We start from the raw sequence: 21,232 nt of genomic DNA on the forward strand, positions 1-21,232 counted from the left end.
CGGTGGCCATGCCGTTCGGCAAGAGCGCTCGACGGCGGGCACGGGCCCCTCTAACCATGCCGCCCGCTAAAAAACCTCGGCGGGTGGTTCAGCCTGCTTCGGGCGTTTGGGTCAGGTGGTGCGTGGGGATCCGGTCCCGGTCATAGGTGATTTCGGTGTAGCCGTGAGGCTGGGGACGACCGTCCGCACCAAGATTCACGAACACGATTTCCTCGATGGTCAGGATGCTCTGGCGCGTGATCATGTTCCGGACTTCGGCCCGCATGGTCAGTGATGTCCGACCAAATTTCTTGGCGGTCAGGCCCATCTCGATCAGGTCACCCTGCACGGCCGAGCTGACGAAGTTGATCTCCGAGATGTACTTGGTCACGGCACGGCCGTTGCCCAACTGGAGGATGGCGTAGATCGCGGCCTCTTCGTCGATCCACTTGAGCAGGCTGCCGCCAAAGAGCGTGCCGTTGGCGTTGAGGTCCTCGGGCCGCACCCATTTGCGCGTCCGGAAGGTAATGTCTGCTTTTTCCATATGCCGAGATTATCGAAGTGTACGGACGTGCGCCGGATGTTGCGTCTTCGCGGGCTTCACACCGGCAGGGGCGAGGGGCTCACGCCATGGCCGTATGCGATGCACTGTGGGAATCGATCTGCTTGGAATAGCAGTACGAGCCGCTGACCCCGATGTACGGACCGAAATTTGGAACCTCCGCAAAGCCGGAGCTCTCGTAGAAGCTGCGTCCGTCCGATTGTGCCGACCCTGCTTCCGCCGCAATGACCGTGAATCCGTGCGAGTGTGCCTGTGCCTCAAGTGCCGCAAGGATGGAGCTGGCCACTTTCGACCCCCGGGCGTAAGGCACCACATACAGTCTCTTGACCTCAGCAGTGCGTTCATCGAGCATCCGAAGGCCGCCGCATCCGAGCGGCTGGCCCGAGCACTTTTCGTAGGCAACAACAAACACGGCTGTATCTGCTTCGGACGGCGGGGGACCCGGTTCGTGATCCGTGCTTCCGAATCGTGAGTCCAGCTCTGCCTGCTGGGCCGCACGGAGGTCCGCGCCCACGGGATTCGCCCAGGTGACCTGCCGGATGTTGAGCCGGGGATTCGTCTGCATGTGTGCCTCACTTCGTTTTGATTCCGCTGAGGTGTTGATGCGACTTAATCCTAGGAAGCAGCGGTTACCGCCGTGTTTCCTGTGCGTTAGCTTCGGGAGAACTGCAGTGGACGCCTCCCACCTCGCCTCGTGAGGCCCGCTTTACGCCCCATGGAGTGGCGTTCGCGCGCAAAGCTGGTCCCGCAACGCGTGGTGAGGTCAGAAGGCTTCGCCGGTGGGGTCCTCTGTGGTTTGGTCTGCCAAGGCCAGTCCGCCCACGGGGATCTGGTCCCAATGGAGCACGCGCCAACCCTTCTTCGGGTCGCCCTCAAGTGCCACGATTCCCGTGTTCGGCAGCTGATGGGTTTCGGTGAACACCGTATCTATGTCTTCAGCCCTTCGTCCAGCCCAGCAACGGATGGCTGCGCCATGGCTGATGATTGCAGCCGTTGCATGGCCTGCTGCGGCCACCTTTTCCACCGATGCGTCGAACCTGGCGAAGAAATCGTGCCCTGTGAAGGCACCCGGCATCCGCATATCGAGGTCACCGCTGCTCCAAGCGAACACCGTGCCCATGTAGCGCCTGTGCGATTCATGGTCGGTCTTCTTCTCCAGCGAACCGGCCTCGATCTCATGGACACCATCCAGGATCTCCGGTTCCAGCCCAGTCGCCTTGGCCAAAGGAATCACAGTGCGCTGCGTGCGGAGCAGTGTGGAGGTGTACAAGGCCTCGATTGACTCGTCCTTGAGCGCCTCCGGCAACGCTGCTGCCTGCCGTTCGCCAAGCTCGGTGAGCCCGGGTCCGGGAAATGCCGTATCCAGCTCACCCGCGACGTTGCCGGGGGTCTGTCCGTGCCTGATCAACAGGAGCTTCATGGCTGCTCCGCTCCTCACTAGTAGCCGGGTTGCCGTACCGTGGTTCGCGTTCCCGCGATTCCGTAGTCCAGCCTAGCCTTCGGGTCTGACACCCAGCCCACCACCCGGTGGCCGCTCAGGTGGTCCCGCGATTCCCAAACCCCAGGCAACCCCATGGAGTTGCAGTTAATGCACTGCAACTTTGGCATTGACTGCCGTCCCGGCACGCCCCACAAGCCACAGCGGCGGGCAGGGCACCAGCCCAGCCCGCCGCCGTCGTTCGATTCTTGTTAATTGATCGAATCCAGTTACTGGAGGTGATCCACCAGCTTGTCGGCGATGCCCGTGTACTTGCCCGGAGTGAGGGCGAGAAGACGCGCTTCGGCGTCTGCAGAAAGGCCCAGGCCCTGAACGAATTCCTGCATGCGTGCCGCGTCCACGCGCTGGCCTCGAGTGAGGTCCTTGAGGCGCTCGTAGGGGTTTTCCATACCGTCAACGCCAGCGATCGCCTCTGCGCGCATGACCATCTGAATGGCTTCGCCCAGGACTTCCCAGTTGGTGTCGAGGTCGCCGGCCAGAACGTCCTCGGCGACGTCGAGGGCCTTCAGGCCCTTGGCGACGTTGGAGATTGCCAGGAGCGAGTGGCCGAAGGCAACGCCAATGTTGCGCTGCGAGGAGGAGTCCGTCAGGTCACGCTGCCAGCGTGAGGTCACCAGCGTGGCACCGAGGGTGTCCAGGAGGCCGTTGGAGATCTCCAGGTTGGCTTCGGCGTTCTCGAAGCGGATCGGGTTGACCTTGTGAGGCATGGTGGACGAACCTGTGGCGCCGGCGACCGGAATCTGGCGGAAGTATCCGATGGAGATGTAGCTCCAGATGTCCGTGCAGACGTTGTGCAGGATGCGGTTGAAGCGGGCGATGTCCGCGTACAGCTCGGCCTGCCAGTCATGGCTTTCGATCTGCGTGGTCAGCGGGTTCCACGTGAGGCCCAGGCCTTCCACGAAGGACTTGGCGACGGCTTCCCAATCCGCGCTGGGCACGGAAGCAACGTGGGCCGCGTAAGTGCCGGTGGCTCCGTTGATCTTGCCGAGGTACTCGGTCTTCGCGATGCGGGCAAGCTGGCGGTTCAGGCGGTGTGCGATCACCGCAAGTTCCTTGCCAAGGGTGGTAGGCGTGGCGGGCTGTCCGTGGGTCCGCGACAGCATGGGAACACTGCGGTTGGCTTCCGCCATGGCCTGGATCTGCTGGACCAGCGCGGTGGCGTTCGGGAGCCAAACGTCCTCAACGGCACCCTTGATGCCCACGGCGTAGGAGAGGTTGTTGATGTCCTCGGACGTGCAGCCGAAGTGCACCATGGCAGTGAGGTTTTCGATGCCGATTGCGGGGAGCCTGCGGCCGATGTAGTACTCAACGGCCTTCACGTCGTGCACCGTTACGGCTTCGATTTCGGCCAGCTCGTTAACGGAGGCGGCGTCGAAACCGGTCACGATGGCGCGCAGCTTGGCGACCTGGTCATCGGACAGCGGACCTGCGCCCGGCAGGACGGACTGGCTGGTCAGGTGGATGAGCCACTCGACTTCGACGTGAACACGATCGCGGTTGAGGGCGGCCTCGGACAAGTAGTCAACGAGGGGCGCGACGGCGGCACGGTAGCGGCCGTCGAGGGCGCCAAGGGCGAGGGGTTCGGAAGCGAGGGACACGCGGGGGGATTCAGCCATGGTTCCTATTCTTTCATGCTCCCAGCTTGGGACCGGAGTTGGTGACGGTGCTATGTGGATACGGCTTGCGTTATCCACATAACCGGGTTGGCGCCTTCTGGCGTTGCCCGCACCCTCCGTAGCTTCGAAGTATCGATCAGCACCACAACCTTTGGAGTAAACGGACCATGAGCGTCGGCTTGATGCCTGCAGCCACCCCGCCCACTTTCGATCCTTTGGAGTGCGCCTCACGTGGCCACGAAGTCCAAAGGCTGGCATGGCGCATCAAGAAATGCGTGGATGACGTTGACGCTGTGCTGTCCAGTCTGCGGCAGGTGCAATTGGATGATTGGCAATCCCCGGCCGGAAACAAGTACAGGACCACGGTCGCAGTTCACGCCTCCGCACTTATGCGCGCCCGCGAGACTCTGGACGATGCCGCGGCGACGGTGCTTCGCCATTCCCGCAACGTAGGGGCCTCAGACAGGGCTGGCTTCTGATGTCCGATGCAGCACCCATCGGTGCAGGATCCGCACCTGATCCCACTCCGCCGGTGCCGGACGGAATCCTTCGCATACGAGGGGGTGTAGGCGGAATGTCGTTCCAGCTCGATGAGCTCCTCCAAGGTGCCGCGGCGCTTGATCAACTGGCACAGAGACTGATGAGCGTCGAGGTCGAGGCGCAGCGGGTGCAGGATGCATTGGAGCCCTTCTTATACGAGTCCTATGCTTCTGGGTGCGCCGCTCTTGACGCCGTGGCAGAAGGCAGGAAGCGGATTGCCGGCGTTCGTGCGGAATTGGTGGAGGTCAGCCGGGACGTCAGAGCCAGCAATCAGGCCTACGAGACCGCCGAGGCCAAGAACGCACTGCTCGCCAGGACAGGGCTGGACCCCTGGAAGACACTGGGCCTGGAGAATACGGGCAGGTTCAGCTTGCGGGACATCACGGATAACGTCCTCGGATTGGTCCTGTCAGCGTTCATGAATGTCCGGCAAGGCATGGTGCCCGGCGCGGCACTCGCTGTGGGTGCCATACCCGGACGATCGGACAGCGGCAGCGCCTTGCGTGACCTCCTGGCGTTGCCAGGCATGGAGAAGTTTCGGCCGCGTCCGGTGAAGGCCGAACAGATTGGACAGGGGGTGGAAACCGTGGATCCCTCCATGGCGGCAAACCTGAGAAGGCTTGACGAGATCCATGCCCGCGGTGAAGGGGAGATCGAGATCATCGAACTTCACCATGGTGCCTCTAACACCTGGATGGTGTTGATCCCCGGGACGGAACCGGAAAAAGCCAACATGGGTGGTGCCAATCCCCTCGATGAGGCCGGAATTGCCGAGGCATTGGGCTATGGGTCCAAAGACGTTATCCCTGCCATCACCCAAGCGCTTCACGAGGCGGGAGCTGAAGCAGGGGACCAAGTAGTTGCGGTGTCCCACAGCCAAGGCGGAGTCCACGCAATGAACCTCACGCAGGACAAAGCGTTCCTCGCCGAGTTCGACCTCCGGTTTGTCCTGACGGCCGGCGCTCCGGTCGGGGGCGTTGCCGCTGGGCCGGGGATCAGCACCTTGCACCTGGAACACGCTGATGACTGGGTCCCCGGCTCAGACGGTCAGAAGAATCCGGACACCAAGGATCGTGTCACGGTAACTCTCACCAATCCCGCCCGCACACCGCCCGGGGAGGGGTTTGGCCTTGGTCCGGGGCACCGGTTGGAGACGTACGCCGTGGGAGCCGAGGAGATTGCCCGCAGCCAGGATCCCTCGCTTGTGGCGTCAGCGGGGGCGTACGCAGGGGCCGTTGGCGCTGGCGGAGCTGCGACGGTCACCAGGTTCAGGTTGGTTCGCGAAGCTATGCCTGAGAAGGTGCACAGCGATCCGAAACCCAGCGTGAGGCAGAGCAAATCCGGGGCCGGTACAAGGTGAGCCCCGCACAGCGGGCTCCGGACGCAGCCACTGATGACGCAGCGGTTGGCGAGCCAAGGAAGGTGGGGACAGGGGTGGAGGGCTCTGCACCCCGGTGGGCCCTAGCGCTTGCCGGTACCCGGGATGAGGCCAGCCACCATGCTGACGATGCTGATGATGATGGAAGCCAGGATGGCCGTCCAGAAGAACGAGTCGATGGTCAGGTGCACGGGCGTGAAGCTGCTGAGCCAGGCTGTCAGGTACAACATGGCTGCATTGATCACGATGGTGAACAGGCCAAGGGTCAAGATGGTCACGGGCAGCGAGAGGATCTTCACCAAAGGCCTCACAAACGCGTTGACGATGCCGAAAATCAACCCGATGAAGAGGTACGCCAGGACGATGCCCACTGTGTCTGCGTTATCCGTCAGTCCCGCATTCGTGGCGGCTTTTTCTGTGGCCGTGGTCGAGATTTCCAAGCCAGTCAGGAGCCAACTGGCCACCCACAAGGCAAGTCCATTGATGATGACGCGAACGATGAAGGAACCCATGGGCCCAATGCTTCCATATCCAGCTGTGTCCAGGCTGGACTCCGCAGATTCGTGGCGGGCGCGCGAACCCGGGCGAGGGGTCTGGTGCCGGCACTGGAGAACCTCGGTCGCGGGTTGGGTGCCAGTAGGCTTGAAGCCATGACTACTACTGACAACGTGCCGGAGGGCGTACTCCCCCGCCCGGTCGTAGACAGGCTTCCAAAGTATGCCGCGGGCAAACCCCCGGCTCCCATTGAGGGCCTCACCAGCTACAAATTGTCGTCCAACGAAAATCCGCTTCCCCCGATTCCTGCAGTGTTGCAGGCCATCGCGGACCAGTCGGACATCAACCGCTATCCCGACCCCCTGGCAAGCAAGCTGCGGAACGCGCTCGCAGAGTTCCTGGATATTCCGGCTGACGACGTCGTCACCGGTGCGGGGAGCCTGGGAGCGCTGAACCAGATCCTCACCACATTCGCCGGTCAAAACGATGACGGCAAAGCGGACGAGGTGATCTACGCCTGGCGTTCCTTCGAGGCCTACCCCATTTGTGTTGGCCTCGCGGGCGCTGCAAGCGTGCAGATTCCGTTGCTCGACGATGGGCGCCATGATCTGGACACCATGGCTGCGGCGGTCACGGTGCGGACCAAAGTGATCCTGCTGTGCACTCCGAACAATCCAACGGGCCCCATCCTCACCGCCGAGGAAACCGAGCGTTTCATCCAATCGGTGCCGCCGAACGTGGTTATCGTCATCGACGAGGCCTACCAGGAATTCGTGCGTGATGCCGCGGCCGTGGATGGCATCAAGCTGTACCGGAAATATCCGAATGTGGTGGTTCTCAGGACGTTCTCCAAAGCCCATGGGCTGGCAGGTTTGCGGGTCGGCTACAGCGTTTCCGGTCCGTTGCTTACACAACACCTGCGTGTCACGGCCACGCCATTTGCGGTTTCCCAAATTGCTGAACGTGCGGCAATCACTTCCTTGCAGAATTTCGACCAGGTTGTTGAAAGGGTACAAAGCCTGGTGGACGAGCGGGACCGCATCACCAGAGGCCTCAGGGAGCTCGGTTGGTTCGTTCCCGAGGCGCAGGGAAACTTCGTTTGGTTGAATTTTGGCGATCACAGTGGCGAATTCGCGGCCCTTGCGGGCGAGCAGGCATTGTCCGTACGCGCTTTCGGCAACGAGGGTGTCAGGGTCAGCGTCGGAGAGGTCGAAGCGAACACCCGGTTCCTCGCCCTCTGTGCAGGTTATACAAAGGCACCGCTGGGTTCCTAGCGGTTAACAAATGCGCCTTCGCTACTTACTGCCTATAAAGTAAGGACCGAAAGCCAAAATATATGCCTATTCAGGAATGCATTCCTGAATAGGCATATATCCCAGCGACAGACGTTGCCCGGCCACTGGCCGCAGCAAGCAAGGAGACGGAATGGGCTCGACACAACTGCCCCCTGGGGCCGAGGAAACTCTGGCGGCAACGTCCGCGGCAGTGGCCGCGAACGATTCCGTGGAGATGGTCCAGTTGCTCGGCCCTGACGGAAAGCTGGGCACCGATCCGGTCTTCTCGGATTACGCCAAGCGGATCGACCCCGAGAAGTTGCGCGTTTTCTATGCTGACATGGCCAAAATCCGCCGGTTCGACCAAGAGGCCACGGCGCTCCAGCGGCAGGGCGAGCTTGCTCTCTGGGTTCCGTTGACTGGCCAGGAAGCGGCCCAGATCGGTTCTGGCCACGCGAGCCAAGCCCAGGACTACATCTTCCCGACGTACCGCGAACACGGCGTCGCACTGGTCCGGAACGTGGACCTCGCGGAGTTGCTGAGGCAGTTCCGCGGAATCTCAAACGGTGGCTGGGATCCGCGCCAGAACAATTTCCACCTCTACACCCTGGTTCTCGCGGCGCAGACGCTGCACGCGGTGGGCTATGCCATGGGCATCCAGCGCGACCAGAAGTCGGCTGCGGATTCAACCGACCCCAAGGCCGCCGTCATCGCCTACTTCGGTGACGGCGCAAGTTCCGAGGGTGACGTCCATGAGTCCATGGTCTTCGCTGCCTCATACGACGCTCCCGTGGTGTTCTTCTGCCAGAACAACCACTGGGCCATCTCCGTGCCCACGGAAGTCCAGACGAAGGTGCCGCTGGCGAACCGCGCGAAAGGCTATGGTTTCCCGGGCATCCGCGTGGACGGGAATGACGTCATCGCCGTGCACGCTGTCACTGAATGGGCCCTGGAACACGCACGCGAGGGTCGAGGCCCGGTGCTGATCGAGGCCTATACCTACCGGCTTGGCGCACACACCACCGCTGACGATCCCACCAAATACCGCGAGTCGGCAGAAGAAGCTGCCTGGCGTGCGAAGGATCCGCTGGATCGCCTGGAGAAGTATCTGCGTTCCGAGGGCCTTGCCGATGACGCTTTCTTTGAGCAGGTCAAGGCCGACGGCGACGAACTCGCCACGTACGTCCGTGAAACAACCCACGGCCTGGAAGTCCCGAACATCCGGGACGCCTTCGCCAACGTGTACGCCGAACAGCATCCGCTGATCGCGGAGGAACTGGCCTGGTTCGAGGAGTACTCGGCAGGCTTCGAAAGCGACGAGGAGGCAGCTAACTGATGGCAACCATGACCATTGCCAAGGCCATCAACGAGGGCCTGCGCGCCTCCCTGAAGAGCAACCCGAAATCCCTGCTGATGGGCGAGGATATCGGGCATCTGGGCGGCGTCTACCGCGTCACTGACGGCCTCATCAAGGAGTTCGGCGAAGACCGTGTAGTGGACAGTCCCTTGGCCGAATCCGGCATCGTGGGAACGGCGATCGGCCTGGCCCTGCGCGGCTACTCGCCGGTGTGCGAGATCCAGTTCGATGGGTTCGTCTTCCCGTCCTTCAACCAGATCACCACCCAATTGGCCAAGATCCATGCCCGCAGCCATGGCCAACTGACGGTACCCGTAGTCATCCGCATCCCCTACGGCGGCGGCATCGGCTCGGTGGAACACCACTCAGAATCGCCCGAGGCACTCTTCGCCCATACGGCCGGCCTGCGCATCATCTCTCCGTCCAACCCGCACGATGCCTACTGGATGATCCAGAAGGCCGTCGAATGCCAGGACCCCGTGATCTTCTTCGAGCCCAAGCGCCGGTACTGGCTCAAGGGTGAGGTGGACGTGGAAAACGCGGGCCTTTCCGAGGATGCGTTCAAGGCGCACGTGATCCGCGAGGGCACGGACGCCACCATCGTCGCCTACGGCCCGTTGGTACCGGTGGCACTGGCCGCTGCCAACGCTGCGGCGGAGGACGGCCGGAGTATCGAGGTCATCGACCTCCGCTCCATTTCCCCGCTGGATTTCGACACCATCGAGGAATCGGTCAAAAAGACCGGTCGCCTGATCGTGGCCCACGAGGCACCCACTTTCGGCGGAATCGGCGGTGAGATCGCAGCACGCATCACCGAGCGGGCTTTCCTGCACCTAGAGGCTCCTGTGATCCGCGTCGGCGGCTTCCACATGCCTTACCCCGTTGCGAAGGTCGAAGAGGACTACTTGCCGGACATCGACAAGATCCTCGAAGCACTCGACCGCTCCCTGGCCTACTAACCCGCCCTGATCCAGCCCGCTTCTGCAGGGCGCACGGAAATCCGAGGACCACTGTGACTGTAAAGAAATTCAACCTGCCGGATGTCGGCGAAGGCCTCACCGAAGCCGAGGTAGTGGCTTGGAAGGTCAAGCCCGGCGACACCGTCGCGATCAACGACGTCCTGTGCGAGATCGAGACAGCCAAATCGCTTGTTGAGCTCCCTTCGCCTTTCGCCGGCACGGTTACGGAGCTCCTTGTCGAGGAAGGAATCACGGTTGAGGTGGGTACGCCCATCGTCGCCGTCTCGGACAACCAGCCCGGTGAAGATTCTCCGCAGGCGCCGGCACCCTCCGCGGATGAGGTCTTCACCCCGATCCACGGAAAGCTGTCTTCGGACCAGGCAGTCACGCCCACCTACGGCAAACTGCCCGTGGACTCCGGCGATACCCTCGCAGGTGGCCCGCTGGTAGGTTCCGGTCCAAAGGCCGACGCCGTCAAGCGCCGCCCGCGCAAGCGCCCGGCCGCTGCTTCGGCCGGCTCGGTCCGGGTTGACGAAAACGCCGAAGGCACCGTGCAGGACCACCAGTCCGTGCTCGAAGCCCAAGCAGCCGTGACATCGGTGACGCACAGGCCGCACCCGGCTCCCGCCGTCGTCCGTCCTGCTGCACCTGCCCAAACCGCCCCGACCCAAACTGCGCCGCCTCAAACCGCGCCGGCGGTGCAGAGCCAGCCCGACGTCCAGCAGCCGGCCGCATCCCGCGGCGCTGCGATCAGTGGAACCATCAGCGGATTGGTGAACAAGGTGTTGGCCAAGCCGCCGGTGCGGAAGTTTGCCCGGGACCTTGGTATCGACCTCGCCGACGTCGTAGCTACCGGGCAGCGCGGTGAGGTGACCCGGGAGGACCTGGTGAGCTACCAGGCGCAGCGGGACGCGGAATTGGACCAGGCGGACTCGTTCTGGGGCGCCTCCAAGAAACCGCAGGACCAGCGGATCGAGCGTGTGCCCGTGAAGGGTGTTCGCAAGGCGACGGCCAAGGCCATGGTGGATTCGGCTTTCACGGCGCCGCACGTCAGCATCTTCGTGGATGTCGACGCGAGCCGGACCATGGAATTCGTGAAGCGCCTCAAGGCTTCGCGGGACTTCGAAGGCATCAAGGTTTCACCGCTGCTCATCCTGGCCAAGGCAGTCATTTGGGCGGCCGCGCGGAATCCCAGCGTCAATGCCACGTGGGTGGAAAACGCAGACGGTAACGGTGGCGCCGAAATCCAGATCAAACACTTCATGAACCTTGGCATTGCTGCTGCCACGCCGCGCGGTCTCATGGTCCCGAACATCAAGGACGCCCAGGACCTCTCCCTCAAGGAGTTGGCTTTGGCACTCAACGAGCTGGCAACCAAAGCACGTGCGGGGAAGACGCAGCCCGCCGAGATGCAGGGTGGCAGCCTGACCATCACCAATATCGGGGCCCTGGGCATCGATACGGGAACGCCCATCATCAACCCGGGTGAGGTGGCGATCATCGCGTTCGGCACCATCAAGCAGAAGCCGTGGGTCCTGGACGGCGAGGTGATCCCGCGCTGGATCACCACGCTGGGGGGCTCCTTCGACCACCGAGTGGTGGATGGCGATCTGTCCGCGCGCTTCATGGCGGATGTCGCCGCGATCCTGGAAGAACCGGCGCTGCTGCTTGACTGACCGCAAGGCCATTGCAGCTTCGATAGTTACGGAACCACAGCTCGTTACGGGAACGTGGCGGACTGTGGCGCGGGTGTTGACGGAGGTCTTCCAGCCACCCGTGGTGGTGAGCGTCCTCCTGCTGATCAGCCCGGCCATCGAACCTGGTTTCCCTGGAACCATCTGGTTTGGCTTGTTGGCCGCCTTCTTCGTGTGTGTCCTGCCCTTGGCCTACGTCCTGGTGATGGTGAAACTGGGCAGGATCATGGACCACCACGTCAGCGATCGCCGCCAGCGCACTCCCTTGCTGCTGCTGGCGTTGGCATCGGTGGTGGCCGGCCTCCTGGTGCTCCAATGGCAGCACGGGCCGGTGAGCATCACCGTCATGATCATTGCCTTGATTGGCGGGATCGCGGTTCTGGCCGTCGTCAGCGCTTTTTGGAAGATGAGCGGGCACGCCTCGGCCATCTCATCGGCGGCGGTCATCGCGGTGTTCATGTTTGGCCCGGCTTGGCTGCCCTTGTTGCTGCTGATCCCGGCTGTGGGCTGGTCCCGCGTGGTGCTGCGGGCCCACACGTTGGCGCAAGTCGTGGTGGGCTCCGTCTTCGGCGGCGGCGTCATCGCCGGCCTGTGGCTGCTGCTCCGCGAGTGGATGCTCTGACTCGGAAGACGCTTTAAACAGCAATGCCGCCGGATCCCCGGCGGCATTCTTGCTGTTCCTGGTGGAGCGGCGCTTAGAAGGCGGGGTAGTTGACCAGCAGCGCTTGAAGCTCCGAGGTGGACATGTGGTTGGCCATCTCCACGCTGATGCCCATGGCAACGGCGGCTACGGTGAGCATGGCAACCAAGGCCACGGAGAGGAAGCGCCAGTCCTTACGGAAGACGCTGCCGATGGTTTCCGGCATTTCCAGCTGCGGGGCGATCAGATTGGGGGCGCTGTCCCAGGAACCGTCGTCGAGGAGCGCAATGATGCGGTCGTTGCTGCGGTCGAAGTGCATGGTGCTGATGTTGTTGCCGTGGCGGGCAAGCAGGATGTCGTGTCCGACGCGCTGACGAGGCTGCAAAGTAAGCAAAGAAAGATCCCCTGAAATCGAAAGAGTGGTGGTGGCTCACGCCATTGGGGGCATCTCAATTTTATAACGGTTGCTTGTGCGAACTTGTCCAAAAGACGCCAAGAGCCGGGTGAGGCTGCCCACCCGGCGGCGTGATTCGGATCGCTTAAGGTTCGTCGGTCTTGGCGATGTAGACATCGCAGGGAGCGTTGTGGGCCACGGTGTTCGCCACGCTTCCCAGCACCCGGCCGAGGCCCTGCATGCGGCGGTTACCCACCACGATCAAGGCGGCGTCAAGCACTTCGGCCTCCTTGACCAAGGCTTCTCCAGGCTTGCCCCGCGCCGAGGAGTAGGTGACTTCAAGCCGCTCGTCCTGCAGCTGTTCGGCGACGGCGCGTGCCACTGCTTCAGCTTCGGCTGCATCGGAGACGATCCAGCGGTCGGTACCGATCTCCACCACTTCGGTCCTGTTGCTATCGAAAGCGCTGACCACGCGAAGGGAGGCGCCCAGTCCGATGGCCAGTTGCTGCGCGGCTTTGGCTGCCCGCAGCGCAGTTTCGCTGCCGTCGACTCCTACAATGACAACTCCGGTCATAGCGATGCTCCTTCATTGCTGGCTTGGATGGCCGCTGCGAGTACAGGGGCCAGACGGCGTACGCCTTCGGCAATGGTAGCCGGAGGTACCGCGCTGAACGCGAGGCGAAGTTTGTTGGAAGGCCCGTCGGCAGGGACGAATGCTGCTCCGGGTATGAACACCACGCCGGCGTCGATGGCTTTGCCCAGCAAGGGGTAGGTGTCCACGCCCTCGGGCAGTGTCACCCAGACGAAGAAGCCGCCATCGGGCCTGGTCCAGGTCAGCCCGGACGGCATGTGCTCGTCAAGGGCGGAGAGCAGGGCCTGGCAGCGTTCGGCGTAGAGGGAGCGGTAGGTGTCGATCTGCCCGCGCCAGTCGTAGTCACGGAGGTAGGCCGAAATCAGCATCTGGTTCAGCGGCGGCGGGCACAGCGTGACGGATTCGGAGGCCAGGTAAAAGCGCCGCTGCAGGTGCGCGGGAACCAAGGCCCAGCCAATCCGGAGGCCGGGCGCGAAGATCTTGGAGAACGAGCCGAGGTAGATCACGTCGTCCGGGTTGGCTGCGCGCATGGGTTCGATCGGATGGCCGTCGAAGCGCAGCAAGCCGTAGGGGTTGTCCTCCAGGACCAGAATATTTGCGGCACGGCATATATCAACGATCCGCTGCCTGCGCTCTTGGCCAAGCGTGATGCCGGACGGATTGTTGAAGTTGGGGATCGTGTACAGGAACTTGATGTTCTTGCCCGCGGACTGGAGTGCCGCAATCCTGGCCTCGAGAAGCTCAGGCACCAGGCCGTCGTCGTCCATTTCCACAGGTTCCACCTGCACCTGGTACGCCTCGAACGTATTCAAAGCGCCCACGTACGTCGGGTTTTCCACCAAGACAACGTCGCCCGGATTGCAGAAAACCTTCGTTGCTACGTCCTGGGCTGACTGCGACCCGGCGGTGATCACAACGTTCTCCGGCGCAGCGTCGGTGATGCCCTCGGCGGCCATGACTTCGCAGATCTGCCGGCGCAACTCCTCGGTGCCCTGTCCGCCGCCGTACTGCAACGCCGTCATGCCTTCCTTGGCAATGATCCGGGATGCAGTTTCGCCGAGCTTTTCCAGCGGCAGCGACTGCAAGTAGGGATTCCCGCCCGCGAGCGAGACCAGTCCGGGCTGCATGGAGATATCGAAGACGTCCCTCACGGCGGACTGCTTGATGTTGGCGGCCCGCGCGGAGAACAATCCCTCGTGCGGGTGAGCGGCGGTAGCAGCGCGCTCGATGGCGTCGATGGCTTCAGCGGGCAGCGAAGTGCCGGCATCCAATGTTTCGTGGGTCACAATGTTCAGGATACTCCCGGAGGTTGCTAATGAGGCAACATATGTTTTCAAGATCTCTTTGCAATCCAGTGGGCGGCTTTACGGAGCCGCGGCCAAGGGCTGGAATGTACTCATGACATCGAACCGGGGATCCGTGACCAAGGCCGAACACTTCCACAAGCTCCACGATGCTGGGCCAACACCCTTGGTCCTGGTCAACGTGTGGGATGCGGCCTCCGCGCGGGTTGTCCAGGAAGCGGGGGCCACAGCCATCGCCACGTCAAGTTCCGCTGTCTCCTGGAGCCTGGGGTTCCGGGATGGCGACCACGTGCCGTGGGGTCTCGCGATGGCGGCGTTGGGGCGGGTGGTTTCCGCCACCAGCCTGCCGGTCACTGCCGATATCGAGACAGGCTACGGCAGGACTGACGACGAACTCCGCGCCACTATCCATGCAGTACTCGATGCGGGTGCCGTCGGCATCAACATTGAGGATTCCGCCGTCGAACCTCTCACGGACATCGCCGAGCAGTCCCGGCGCATCGCCCTCATCCGCGCCACTGCAGATGATCGGGGGATTCCGCTCTTCATCAACGCACGCACCGATACCTACTTGTCGGGGCTTTTCCCGGACAGTGCCTACGACGAGACGCTGACCCGGGCCGATGCCTACATCACGGCGGGTGCTGACGGTATTTTCGTTCCCGGAGTCGTCGATTTGCATGTGCTGCACGAGTTGTCCGGCCACATTCCCGCGCCGGTCAATGCACTGGCGGGCGTAGGTGCACCTTCTCCGCTGGAACTGCACGACGCCGGCGTCCGTCGCGTCAGCATCGGCGGCAACACCGCCAAGGCGGCCTACGCCAAGGTTGCGAGGGTGGCCAAGGAAATCCTCGGCGACGGCAACTGGGCCGGTTTGGCCGGCACGCGCAGCCATGACGAGATGGATTCGCTGTTTGCGCCGGGACCCAAGTACAGCATGTGACGCTGCCGCGGAGCCGGTAAATGTACGACGGCGGCACGCACCATATTGTCGGACCCCACCTATAGCTTGGGTTGAGTAAAGGAAGCGGGCAGAGGAGGGCCGGATGGCAAGACGCAGTGTGCAGTTTTGGCGCATTGAGCAGCTCAACGGGGATGCCCTCACCCGGCCGTTCCCTGCACGGCGCGTGGCCGACGTCGTTCGGAAAGCCCGTGAGGATGGCACCGACCGCCACTTCACCTCTTCCGATGGCACGGTCCTGCTGGCCCAAACGGCGGCAGTCTCGCCGAACCCCGTGCTGTTGCTGGATCGGGTCCGGGATACCAACCTGCCCAGCGTCGGCGATCCCCTTGGCCGTCGCAAACCCTTGCCGTTGGCTCCTGGAGACCACCTTCTCGAGACCACCTACTTCGCCTTCCTGAAACGGAATGTCATCGCCGTGCTCACCAGCGGCAACGGCCCCAGGGCTTCGCGGATGGGGGAGTACCTGGGCGGGATGCTCGGACTGGAGCCCGCGCTGGTTCCCGTGGTCCGGGAGGACATTGAGGAGATCCTGGCACGCTTGGAGGTGAGCCGCTTCGAGTTCGCCCTTCCGGCCGAACGGTTGTCCGGGAAGCTGATGGAAGGCGAATGGGCCGATGTCCTGGACAGCGCGTCCCGGCTCATGACCGAAGGCACGTTCCGGATCTCCTTGAGTGTAGGGCGGTCCGGCAAGGCCGAGGACAAGCAACGGATCCGCGACCGCATCCAGCAACTCATCGACCTTTTCCGGAGGGCCGGTTCCGTGGAGCACTTCGACTATGTGGTGGCCGAGGGCAAGGACTCACTGACCGGAGACCGCGAAGTCGTGGATCTGCTCAAGGAACGCTTCATCTCGCACATCGACGTTGATGCGGACGTGTTCAACGATCCCGCCAAATCGGTGGCAGAGGCCGTTGCCATCCTGAACAAGCAGGCCAGGGATAACGAGGCCTTCTTCGCCCGAACCCTCCCCCACACCAAGGGCGCGCCGGATAACGGTGCGGTGCCGGACCTCGTCGCTGGCGGCGTGGTCGCGGTCCGGGCGGCCATGGCTGCTGCCGTGGCCAGCCGGGAAGAGCCTGAGTCCCGGGACGAACCCAAGCCCCAGGAAGGATCCAAGCCCCAGGAAGCGCAAGGCGGTGCGGGCCATGAGCTTGTACGAGGTTGACATTGAACGCACTGGGCGGCGCCGGACACTGTGGCGCTGGTTCCTGCTTCATCCACGTGCCGACTACGCCTGGGCCACCCTGGCGGTCCTGTTGTGGCTCGGTGCCGCGTTGGTTTTCCGTCAGCCATTGATCCTGGAAGGCGTTGGACCGGGTGCCCGGCGAACCCTCTTCCAGACGTTGGCTACCCTTGCCGGTGCCACAGCGGGCTTGACCCTGACCAGTGTTTCCATGCTCATCAACGTCCTCGGCAAGAAGGCCGCGCCAGGACAACGTGAGCTGCCGCTGGAGAAGCTCACGGCCACGCACCGGCGCCAGATCGGCGAGGTCTTCCTGTTCGCCATCCCCGGTCTCGGGCTGCTCCTGGTTATTGCACTGGCAACCATGGTCCTGGAGGGCGATGCGCCTACCGGCCTGTGGGTCCCAGAGGCCGTGGTCTTCGTGCTGGCATTCGCGTCCGTCCTGTCCTTGCTGCGCGTTGCCTGGGCCCTCCGGCGTGTGCTGGCAATAGCCACGGCCTGAAGCAGCCCGGCACCGTCCCCACCCCCGCCATTCCGTCGCTGCCCCGCAACGTAGCAGCGGGCGATGGATTAGCCAAGCCAACGTTAAATGTGCGCGGTTATCCGCTGATTGGAGACAAAGCGCTGTTCCATCAGTGGATTGATCTCCCCCAAAACCCGCCGCATGGCGCGGTAATTCGAGTGGACGGAGCCCGTCCTGAGCAATGGTTCCAAGTGTGCTACCCGGTTTCGCAATTGATAAATGCCCGCTACATCGTGCGTTACTTCGGTGCCTGTCCGCGCGGTGTGCGGGAACGCTTTCATGAGTGAATTTCTCCACAGAAGCTTGCGTGCGGGAGTTTTGTCCGGCAGCAGGAATCGCCATGTTCCAAAGCTCATTTGTGCCAGCACATCGGCATGTGATGTAGGCATCGTACGTCCACGGGTTGCGCGTTTGGCGCGGGTCGTGGCGTCCCGGATGTCATTGCCATGTCGGGTGAGTTTATGAAGCAACGCAGACGGGTCCGTCAGCCAATCCGCACCATGCAGGCCTCCCGTCGGTTCGGGTTGGGTGGAGTTCCACGCGCCGAGCTCGGCATCCAATGCGTTGCGCAGCACGACTTCAAAGAAATGCAATGATTCGTAGACCGCGCCGGAGAGTCCGATATTCCAGTGGTACAAGTGAATCGCCTTTTTCCGATTACCCCTCGATGTTGAAAGATATGGTCCCAACCTTGCTGGTGAAATATAGCCTTGGAACGCATCCCACACAGGCGACGTTGGTTCCATTTGCTGAGGAGACGACATCTCCGTAGACTATTCGAGAAGGCGGGGGCGAGTTCTCCGTTAGAGGTTTTATCCACAGGCCCGGCAATAAACATTGCCGGGCCTGTGGCATTTCCGTCGCTGCCGGACCTACTTGCCGGCAGTCTAGGTCGAGGCCACTGTTTGTGCTCGCGTGAGCTTCTCCCGAAGCGACAACCTGACTGTGGGCCATTCGCTCTCGATGATGGAGAACACCACAAGGTCGCGCATGGTTCCGTCCCTCCATAGATCGTGGTTCCGGAGTACGCCGTCCTGCTTGGCCCCGAGTCGGGTTACGGCAGCACGCGAAACGTGGTTGTGCCAGTGGGTCCTGAACTCCACCGCGATGCAGTCAAGTGCTTCGAAGGCGTGTGTGAGCTGAAGGAGTTTGGCTTCAGTGTTGATGGGAGTCCGTTGCGCGCTTTTGGCCAGCCACGTTGAACCAATTTCCAGCCGTCGGTGGTCTGCCCGGATGTTGCAGAACGTGGTCATCCCGCAGATTGCCCCTGTATCGTTCCGGCGAATGGTCCACGGCAGCATGGTTCCCTGCTCCGAAAGTTCCAGAAAGTTCCAGCCTTTTTTGGATCTCGGCCGCCATTTGATCCGGTGAGGGGATGCGGGTGAACCATGTGGTCCACATCCGGCCATCCTCTACCGCAGAGCACAACCCGTCGTGGTGCTTCTCGGACAGCGGCTCCAGGGTTACGTGCTTACCGGTCAGCGTCAGAGGGCGGGAGAAGGTCATGGCGTCATCCTATGAGGCAGGGCGTGGACATCTCCGTGGACTATTCGGGAAGGTGGGGACAGATTTCCCCTTACAGGCTTTGTTTACAGGCCGGGAAATGACACGACGCCCGGCCTGCGGCCGCCGCCCCCCCGCGCGGCTCAGCGCAGGCTCAGCGCAACGTCCAGCGTCATCCCATTGATGTAGATCTCCGCCCGCGTCGCACCGCTGGCCGACACCACCGTGTGGGTCAACTGGGCTTCGATCCGTGGAATGTCGCACACGCCGCCTGGCCGGAGGGAGCCGGTCAGGTTCACCACCACCGTGGATCCGCTGACGTACCCGGACACGAACTGAAGGGAGGACGCGGCGAGGGAATCATAGAGCGCGGCGTCGTTGTCCAAGGGCATCCCCGCGCCCAGCAGCCGGCCGAGTGCCACGGTCAAAGGATCGCCGGGTACGGCTGCACCCCGCACGGCCACCAGGCTGTCATTGCACCCGAACCGCACTCCCCGGGAGCCGCCGTCGTTGATGGCAACGTAGTAAACGGCGGGACCGAGGTCCGCCGGAGGCTGCGCGGCGGCCGCCCGGGCGGCAGGAACAGCAGCGCCCTGCGACGTGGCAGGAGCGGATGTGGACGGCGCGGACGGCGCGGACGTGTACGGCGCGGATGAGGCCGGAGCCGTTGATGGCCCGACGGCGGCATCCGGGGTCGGTGGGCTGGTTGGGGCGCTGGACGTGGTCCCAGTGCCCGGACCGGAAGCCGTGGATGCAGGGGACGGAGAGGGGGAGATGGCGGAGGCAGGTGCGGACTGCCCCGGGGCCGACGATACTGCCGAACCGTCGGTGAAAGTCGATGGCGTCGGCGAAGCAACAGGGTTCGAAGGCGAGAGACCGCTGGGATAAGGTCCAGCGGCGGTCGGGGAAGCAGTGCCAGACAAAACACCACCGCCCGGCGAAGCCTCCGGTGACGGGGTACAGCCAGCCACGAAGCAACTGGCCATGAGGCAGGCAGCCGCGATCGCCGTCGTACTTGGCAGTCCCCACCCGGCACGCATGACAGCCCCACGCTCCTGTCCGTTTACCTGTCCTCCAACGTTAGGCCGCCGGGGCGGCAAGGAACATGCCGCTTCGGTGTCGGTTCGGACAAGAGTTGGTCACGCCGGGAAACGAAGATGCCCCCGTTCCGCCCGGGGCAAGCAGGCGGAACGGGGGCAGAAAGGGGGAGCCTTAGGCGGCGACTTCTTCTTCCTGGACGGCCGTCAGGGGCTCGAAGATGCCCTTGATCTGCTCAACAACTTCGGCGTCGTCCTTGGGGTGCAGTTCGGCGAAGCGGATCATGGAGCCCGGCACGGCGAGCTTGACGTCTTCCAGGACCTTGGCGCCGGCAATGCCCACGGCCTTGCGGGCTTCGTCCTGCGCCCAGACGCCGCCGTACTGGCCAAAAGCGGTTCCGACGACGGCGGTCGGCTTGCCTGCGAGGGCGCCGGCGCCGAAGGGGCGGGACAGCCAGTCGATGGCGTTCTTCAGCGATGCGGGCACGGTGCCGTTGTGCTCGGGGGTGACCAGGAGGATGGTGTCTGCCTTGGACGCGGCTTCGCGCAGGGCGGCGGCTTCGGCGGGAACCTGGCCTTCGATGTCGATGTCTTCGTTGTAGAACGGGATGCTTCCCAGGGAGCCGTGGATCTGGACGTCGACGTCCTCCGGGGCGTTCAGCTGGATGGCTTCGGCGAGCTTCTTGTTGTGGGAATCAGCGCGGAGGCTGCCGACGAGTGTAAGAACAGTGCTCTTGGACATTGTGGTCTCCTTGGTGGGTGTTTTGAGCCTTCATCGATACTAAACGGACCGCGGTCCGCTTTCTATTCCCGGGTCTAGAATGTTTCTTGTGAGCTTCATCCCAATGCGGCCCGACGTTCCCCTCGGGGCGCCCCACGAGCGCAGCGATGCCGCACGGAATCGCGAGCGGCTGCTTTGCGCTGCCCGCGAGTTGGTGGATGAGTTCGGGGCGGAAGCGCTCACCATGGATGCGCTCGCGTGCAAGGCGAAGGTGGGCAAGGGGACGGTCTTCCGGCGATTCGGCAGTCGGGCCGGGCTCATGATGACCCTCCTCAGTGACTCGGAGTCGGAGTTCCAGCGTGGCTTCATGTTCGGGCCGCCGCCCCTTGGTCCCGGCGCGCAGCCCAGGGAACGGCTCGTCGCCTTCGGTGAAGGCCGCATCTACTTTGTCCTCGAATACGGGGATCTCTGGAAGGCGGCCGGAGCCTCCACCAGGAACCGCTTCGACGTTCCGGCCACCGTGCTGGCCCATCGACATATCGAGGTCCTGTTGCGCGAGGCAGGTGTGCCGGATCCCTGGGTGATGGCGATGACCCTGATCTCGGCACTGGACCCAGAACGCATCGTCAACGATGTCCGCGTCCATGGCATCTCGCCCAAGCGGCTCACCGATTCCTGGGGAGAGCTGGTCAGCCGCCTGGTCGCGGGCCAGTAGGCCGCGAAACCGGCGGTCGCACCGAAGAAGGGCTCCGGTGTTCACTCGCGATCGGCGCCCGTGTTCACCCGGGAGGTGCGCCCGTGTTCACCCGGGAGGAACTCCAGTGGCGTAACCTGCCGTTTCGTGACGCAGTCTGTACATAACAATCTGGCCGCAGGGGCGAAACTGGACCTCGTGAAGCGATATGTGAAGCAGTTATTGTGGTAGTTTCCTCTTGAATGTGACCCATGCCATACAACGGCCGGCGTTCACTGAAGGGGCTTTGGGGGTACATCACCCCTGCGCCAATTCGTAGCTGACA

22 protein-coding genes and 1 pseudogene are annotated in these 21,232 nt (G+C 63.1%); 11 read left to right on the plus strand and 12 right to left on the minus strand.

What is annotated here, in order from left to right:
- Nucleotides 1-88 precede the first annotated feature (88 nt).
- From ACIPY3_RS09890 to purB, 4 genes are all read right to left on the minus strand, one after another.
- Nucleotides 89-523 carry an acyl-CoA thioesterase gene (locus ACIPY3_RS09890; protein ID WP_397324526.1) on the minus strand — a complete coding sequence of 145 codons (435 nt, stop codon included), beginning with the start codon at nucleotides 521-523 and terminating at the stop codon, nucleotides 89-91.
- A 79-nt stretch (nucleotides 524-602) separates the two neighbouring features.
- Nucleotides 603-1,106, minus strand: a complete 504-nt coding sequence (locus ACIPY3_RS09895) for a GNAT family N-acetyltransferase (protein ID WP_400333255.1) — start codon at nucleotides 1,104-1,106, stop codon at nucleotides 603-605.
- A gap of 198 nt (nucleotides 1,107-1,304) precedes the next feature.
- Nucleotides 1,305-1,961: a histidine phosphatase family protein gene (locus ACIPY3_RS09900; RefSeq protein WP_400333258.1), complete on the minus strand. Its 657-nt coding sequence runs from the start codon at nucleotides 1,959-1,961 to the stop codon at nucleotides 1,305-1,307.
- Between the two features lie 287 nt (nucleotides 1,962-2,248).
- Nucleotides 2,249-3,655, minus strand: coding sequence for an adenylosuccinate lyase (gene purB / locus ACIPY3_RS09905; RefSeq protein ID WP_400333261.1), 1,407 nt, complete (start codon nucleotides 3,653-3,655; stop codon nucleotides 2,249-2,251).
- 167 nt (nucleotides 3,656-3,822) lie between these two features.
- Between purB and ACIPY3_RS09910 the strand changes: the two genes are divergently transcribed.
- Complete coding sequence (locus ACIPY3_RS09910; protein WP_400333264.1) at nucleotides 3,823-4,134, plus strand: hypothetical protein; 312 nt, start codon at nucleotides 3,823-3,825, stop codon at nucleotides 4,132-4,134.
- A 95-nt stretch (nucleotides 4,135-4,229) separates the two neighbouring features.
- A complete protein-coding gene (locus tag ACIPY3_RS09915; RefSeq protein WP_400333267.1) occupies nucleotides 4,230-5,555 on the plus strand; it encodes a hypothetical protein in 1,326 nt (441 codons plus the stop codon).
- A 101-nt stretch (nucleotides 5,556-5,656) separates the two neighbouring features.
- Here ACIPY3_RS09915 and ACIPY3_RS09920 read toward each other — a convergent pair whose 3' ends face one another.
- Nucleotides 5,657-6,085, minus strand: coding sequence for a phage holin family protein (locus ACIPY3_RS09920; RefSeq protein ID WP_397324536.1), 429 nt, complete (start codon nucleotides 6,083-6,085; stop codon nucleotides 5,657-5,659).
- A gap of 138 nt (nucleotides 6,086-6,223) precedes the next feature.
- On the opposite strand from ACIPY3_RS09920, the gene ACIPY3_RS09925 reads away from it, so the two are divergent.
- From ACIPY3_RS09925 to ACIPY3_RS09945, 5 genes are all read left to right on the plus strand, one after another.
- On the plus strand, nucleotides 6,224-7,342 hold the full coding sequence (locus tag ACIPY3_RS09925) for a histidinol-phosphate transaminase (protein WP_400333270.1): 1,119 nt from the start codon (nucleotides 6,224-6,226) through the stop codon (nucleotides 7,340-7,342).
- Between the two features lie 151 nt (nucleotides 7,343-7,493).
- Nucleotides 7,494-8,678, plus strand: a complete 1,185-nt coding sequence (gene pdhA / locus ACIPY3_RS09930; protein ID WP_400333274.1) for a pyruvate dehydrogenase (acetyl-transferring) E1 component subunit alpha — start codon at nucleotides 7,494-7,496, stop codon at nucleotides 8,676-8,678.
- A complete protein-coding gene (locus ACIPY3_RS09935; RefSeq protein WP_400333278.1) occupies nucleotides 8,678-9,658 on the plus strand; it encodes an alpha-ketoacid dehydrogenase subunit beta in 981 nt (326 codons plus the stop codon). Before pdhA ends, ACIPY3_RS09935 begins: the two co-directional genes overlap by 1 nt.
- A gap of 53 nt (nucleotides 9,659-9,711) precedes the next feature.
- Nucleotides 9,712-11,334, plus strand: coding sequence for a 2-oxo acid dehydrogenase subunit E2 (locus ACIPY3_RS09940; RefSeq protein ID WP_400333281.1), 1,623 nt, complete (start codon nucleotides 9,712-9,714; stop codon nucleotides 11,332-11,334).
- A 22-nt stretch (nucleotides 11,335-11,356) separates the two neighbouring features.
- A complete protein-coding gene (locus ACIPY3_RS09945; RefSeq protein WP_400333701.1) occupies nucleotides 11,357-11,974 on the plus strand; it encodes a phosphatase PAP2 family protein in 618 nt (205 codons plus the stop codon).
- Between the two features lie 73 nt (nucleotides 11,975-12,047).
- On the opposite strand, the gene ACIPY3_RS09950 is transcribed toward ACIPY3_RS09945, so the two are convergent.
- The 3 genes from ACIPY3_RS09950 to ACIPY3_RS09960 all read right to left on the minus strand — a co-directional run bounded on the left by ACIPY3_RS09950 (nucleotide 12,048) and on the right by ACIPY3_RS09960 (nucleotide 14,264).
- Nucleotides 12,048-12,386: a hypothetical protein gene (locus ACIPY3_RS09950; protein ID WP_400270339.1), complete on the minus strand. Its 339-nt coding sequence runs from the start codon at nucleotides 12,384-12,386 to the stop codon at nucleotides 12,048-12,050.
- Between the two features lie 145 nt (nucleotides 12,387-12,531).
- Entirely contained in the window at nucleotides 12,532-12,960 is a 429-nt protein-coding gene (locus ACIPY3_RS09955) for a universal stress protein (protein WP_400333283.1), read from the minus strand.
- Nucleotides 12,957-14,264 carry a PLP-dependent aminotransferase family protein gene (locus tag ACIPY3_RS09960; protein ID WP_400333286.1) on the minus strand — a complete coding sequence of 436 codons (1,308 nt, stop codon included), beginning with the start codon at nucleotides 14,262-14,264 and terminating at the stop codon, nucleotides 12,957-12,959. The genes ACIPY3_RS09955 and ACIPY3_RS09960 overlap by 4 nt, the downstream gene beginning before the upstream one ends.
- Before the next feature lie 112 nt (nucleotides 14,265-14,376).
- On the opposite strand from ACIPY3_RS09960, the gene ACIPY3_RS09965 reads away from it, so the two are divergent.
- The 3 genes from ACIPY3_RS09965 to ACIPY3_RS09975 all read left to right on the plus strand — a co-directional run bounded on the left by ACIPY3_RS09965 (nucleotide 14,377) and on the right by ACIPY3_RS09975 (nucleotide 16,931).
- Nucleotides 14,377-15,225 (plus strand): isocitrate lyase/phosphoenolpyruvate mutase family protein, encoded by an 849-nt coding sequence (locus tag ACIPY3_RS09965; RefSeq protein ID WP_400333289.1) that lies wholly within the window; start codon nucleotides 14,377-14,379, stop codon nucleotides 15,223-15,225.
- Between the two features lie 103 nt (nucleotides 15,226-15,328).
- On the plus strand, nucleotides 15,329-16,411 hold the full coding sequence (locus tag ACIPY3_RS09970) for a hypothetical protein (RefSeq protein ID WP_400333292.1): 1,083 nt from the start codon (nucleotides 15,329-15,331) through the stop codon (nucleotides 16,409-16,411).
- A complete protein-coding gene (locus ACIPY3_RS09975; protein WP_400333294.1) occupies nucleotides 16,392-16,931 on the plus strand; it encodes a hypothetical protein in 540 nt (179 codons plus the stop codon). The genes ACIPY3_RS09970 and ACIPY3_RS09975 overlap by 20 nt, the downstream gene beginning before the upstream one ends.
- 83 nt (nucleotides 16,932-17,014) lie before the next feature.
- Here the strand turns inward: ACIPY3_RS09975 and ACIPY3_RS09980 are convergent, their stop codons facing one another.
- The 4 genes and pseudogenes from ACIPY3_RS09980 to ACIPY3_RS09995 all read right to left on the minus strand — a co-directional run bounded on the left by ACIPY3_RS09980 (nucleotide 17,015) and on the right by ACIPY3_RS09995 (nucleotide 20,234).
- Nucleotides 17,015-17,590 carry a hypothetical protein gene (locus ACIPY3_RS09980; RefSeq protein ID WP_400333297.1) on the minus strand — a complete coding sequence of 192 codons (576 nt, stop codon included), beginning with the start codon at nucleotides 17,588-17,590 and terminating at the stop codon, nucleotides 17,015-17,017.
- A gap of 249 nt (nucleotides 17,591-17,839) precedes the next feature.
- Nucleotides 17,840-18,458 (minus strand): annotated as a pseudogene (locus ACIPY3_RS09985) (GNAT family N-acetyltransferase).
- 140 nt (nucleotides 18,459-18,598) lie between these two features.
- On the minus strand, nucleotides 18,599-19,495 hold the full coding sequence (locus tag ACIPY3_RS09990) for a hypothetical protein (RefSeq protein ID WP_400333300.1): 897 nt from the start codon (nucleotides 19,493-19,495) through the stop codon (nucleotides 18,599-18,601).
- A 172-nt stretch (nucleotides 19,496-19,667) separates the two neighbouring features.
- Nucleotides 19,668-20,234: an NAD(P)H-dependent oxidoreductase gene (locus ACIPY3_RS09995; RefSeq protein WP_400333303.1), complete on the minus strand. Its 567-nt coding sequence runs from the start codon at nucleotides 20,232-20,234 to the stop codon at nucleotides 19,668-19,670.
- Between the two features lie 88 nt (nucleotides 20,235-20,322).
- Here ACIPY3_RS09995 and ACIPY3_RS10000 point away from each other — a divergent pair, with 88 nt between their 5' ends.
- Entirely contained in the window at nucleotides 20,323-20,928 is a 606-nt protein-coding gene (locus ACIPY3_RS10000) for a TetR/AcrR family transcriptional regulator (protein ID WP_400333306.1), read from the plus strand.
- The last annotated feature ends 304 nt before the right edge of the window (nucleotides 20,929-21,232 follow it).

Source organism: Paenarthrobacter sp. NPDC089714 (assembly GCF_044748905.1).
In the GTDB taxonomy this organism is placed as follows: Bacteria; Actinomycetota; Actinomycetes; order Actinomycetales; family Micrococcaceae; genus Arthrobacter.